Origin of the sequence: uncultured Wocania sp., assembly GCF_964021735.1 — a bacterium.
GTDB lineage: Bacteria > Bacteroidota > Bacteroidia > Flavobacteriales > Flavobacteriaceae > Wocania_A.
Map to the genome: position 1 here is coordinate 1 of NZ_CAXIBN010000256.1, position 3,086 is coordinate 3,086.

Below are 3,086 nucleotides of genomic sequence, written 5' to 3' on the forward strand. Positions count from 1 at the left end.
GTTTTCTTGTAAAACCCTTGACCTGTTTTGCTTCCTAACCATTTATTTTTCATCATAGTGTTGATGAAATCTGGCAATTTAAAAAGCTCTAAACGTTCATCATTAGGGCAGTTGTCGTAAATACCGTTAGCCACGTGTACTAAAGTATCTAAGCCTACAACATCAACGGTTCTGAAAGTAGCCGATTTTGGACGACCTATTACAGGCCCTGATAATTTGTCAACTTCTTCAACAGTTAAATCTAAATCCTTAACCGCGTGGAATAAACTTTGAATACTGAAAATCCCAATACGATTCCCTATAAATGCAGGAGTGTCTTTAGCAACTACTGAGGTTTTTCCTAAGAATTGTTCTCCATAACCATTCAAGAATTCTAAAACTGAAGGATCTGTTTTTGGTCCAGGAATGATTTCAAATAATTTTAAGTATCGAGCAGGATTGAAAAAGTGTGTTCCGCAGAAATGCTTCTGGAAATCTTCACTACGACCTTCACTCATAAACTTAATTGGAATACCAGAAGTGTTTGAAGTAATCAAAGTACCTAGTGTTCTATATTTTTCTAGCTTTTCAAAAACTTGTTTTTTAATGTCTAGTCTTTCAACAACAACTTCCATAATCCAATCGACATCCTTAACTTTTGCAATATCATCTTCAAGATTTCCTGTAGTGATACGATTTGCAAAAGAATTGTGGTATAGTGGTGCAGGCTTAGATTTTATGGATGCTGTAAGCGCATCATTTACTAATCTGTTTCTAACAACTTTATCTTCTAAGGTTAAACTTTTAGCTTTTTCTTTATCATTAAGCTCTCTCGGTACAATGTCAAGTAACAAGACATCAACACCAATATTAGCAAAATGGCAAGCAATGCCGCTTCCCATAATTCCTGAGCCTATAATGGCTATTTTTTTAATTCTACGTTTGCTCATCTTATTTAAACTACTTATCGTTGTTTTGATTATATATTTTTTTGTTAGTTACCATATCATTAATTAATTCGGCAACTTCATAAAAACTGTTCAGTTTTTCTGGACAAACATTATGTTTAATAGTATCATTAAAAGTGAGTACTTTTTCTCTTGAATAGGCTCTTTTTTCTCTGCCAAATTCGGTTAAATGAATAAGTACACTTCGTCCATCATTAGGATTTGATTTTCTTTCAATTAAACCACTTACTTCCATATTTTTTAATATTCTTGATAAACTTGTAGCTTCCATTCCCATTTTAGGTCCTAAAGCAGTTGATGGTGTACCTTTTTCTGGATCTATATTTAATAAAGCAAATCCAGTAGCCATTGTACTTTCAAATTTAGCAGCTTCTTCGTTATACATTTTTTGTACTGATAGCCATGTGGTTCTTAATACGTAATCAATAGTTTTATCTTTCATTTGTGAGAGGTTGTTGGTTCAAATATATAAAAATTTATTATGCATGCATAATAAATTTAATAAAAAAAGATTATAAAAAAACACCTCTATAAAAGAGGTGTGAGTTTTATTATTAATATTTGGAATAAGATTATCCCATTTTGCCATTAACCAATCCTATTACAGCACCAATTATAGCGGTCATAACAACAGAAATCACTACGTCTAGAGCAGCTAAATTTAAAACGGCTTCTGAATCCATAGCCATATTAAAGAAATTGTAAAACAGACCAACAAATAACCCAATAATAGCACCAGCTTTAGCACCAGTTGCAGCAGTTGAAATTTGAGCCCATTGGGTATAAATATAAGATACAAATAGTCCAAATGTTATGCAACCAAGAAATATGAATAACATAGTGTTTGAGCTTTCTTCGGGTTGAGGAAAGGTGTTTTTAAATATGATACCATAAAATAGCCATCCTAAAAGGAAATCAACTATGCCGCCAACAATGCCAGCAACTAAGAAATTTTTTGTTTTCATCTTAAATAATTTTAATTAGTTAGTTATCAATAAAAGTATAAAAAAAATATTAAATTATCATTATAAGATGTGCTACAATGGTTATTATTTGGATTTTTAAGAAATTAGGTGATAAAATAATATTTTATCTTTGGTTTGGATATATTGAGTAAAAAATTGAATGAAAAATATAATATTACTTTTTTTCATATCATTTGTTTTAATGGTTTCGTGTAGTAAAGATGATTTGCCTAAAGATAATGATACGCAAATAAATGATAAAGCAGCAATGATAGTAGGCTATTTACCTTATTACCAATTTGGTTTAAGTGATGAAATAGAATACTGCAAACTTACCCATTTGAATTTGGCGTTTGCAAATCCTGATAGTAAAGGAAACATTATTATGGAGCCTATCACTAAAGTAGTGGCTGATGCAAGAAAAGCAAATCCAAAAATAATTATTTCTATTTCTTTGGCTGGTGGCGCTTTAACTTTTGAACAAGCTACAAATTGGTCTAATTTAATCGATATTCCAGCAAACAGACCAGCATTTATCTCAAACATTGTAAATTATGTGATTGATAATAATTTAGATGGTGTTGATGTAGATTTAGAATGGAATCATGTGACTTCTGGTTATAGCGATTTTGTAATTGAATTAGGTGCTGGACTTAAAACGCAAGGCAAATTGATAAGCGCTGCCTTCCCTCAAACGAGGTATAGTAATGTTACCAATGCTGCATTAGAGATTTTTGATGTTATAAATATTATGTCTTATGATGCTACAGGGCCGTGGCTGCCGTCATTTTCAGGCCAACATAGCTCATTAAATTTTTCAAAAGAAGGCATCAACTTTTGGAACAATACCGTTGGAATATCTGCAGAAAAGCTAACCCTAGGAGTTCCTTTTTATGGTTATAATTTTGTTAACTCTACAACAGCTCATTCAGTTACTTATAACCAAATGGTTAGAGATAATGTTAATAATGCTGTTTTAGATCAAGTAGGAACTACTTTTTATAATGGGATACCAACTATTAAATCTAAAGTTAATTTATCCTATGATAGAGATATTGGTGGCATCATGATTTGGGAGCTTGGGCAAGATTCTTTTGATGCGTATTCGTTGTTAAAAACGATACATGATGAATACACCACATTGGGAGTTAAAACCAGTGGGCTTTGTGGGAAT

General features: G+C 31.8%; 4 protein-coding genes. 1 reads left to right on the top strand and 3 read right to left on the bottom strand.

The window, feature by feature from the left end; all coding sequences use genetic code 11:
* The 3 genes from AADI82_RS14635 to AADI82_RS14645 all read right to left on the bottom strand — a co-directional run.
* Positions 1-929: 3-hydroxyacyl-CoA dehydrogenase family protein (locus tag AADI82_RS14635; RefSeq protein WP_341217157.1), on the bottom strand; the 929-nt coding region annotated here is incomplete at its 3' end.
* Between the two features lie 10 nt (positions 930-939).
* Positions 940-1,389, bottom strand: coding sequence for a MarR family transcriptional regulator (locus AADI82_RS14640; RefSeq protein ID WP_341217158.1), 450 nt, complete (start codon positions 1,387-1,389; stop codon positions 940-942).
* 130 nt (positions 1,390-1,519) lie between these two features.
* Positions 1,520-1,912, bottom strand: coding sequence for a DUF1761 family protein (locus AADI82_RS14645; RefSeq protein WP_034043970.1), 393 nt, complete (start codon positions 1,910-1,912; stop codon positions 1,520-1,522).
* A 160-nt stretch (positions 1,913-2,072) separates the two neighbouring features.
* On the opposite strand from AADI82_RS14645, the gene AADI82_RS14650 reads away from it, so the two are divergent.
* Positions 2,073-3,086, top strand: a 1,014-nt coding sequence (locus AADI82_RS14650; protein WP_341217159.1) for a glycosyl hydrolase family 18 protein, incomplete at its 3' end; no start/stop codon positions are given.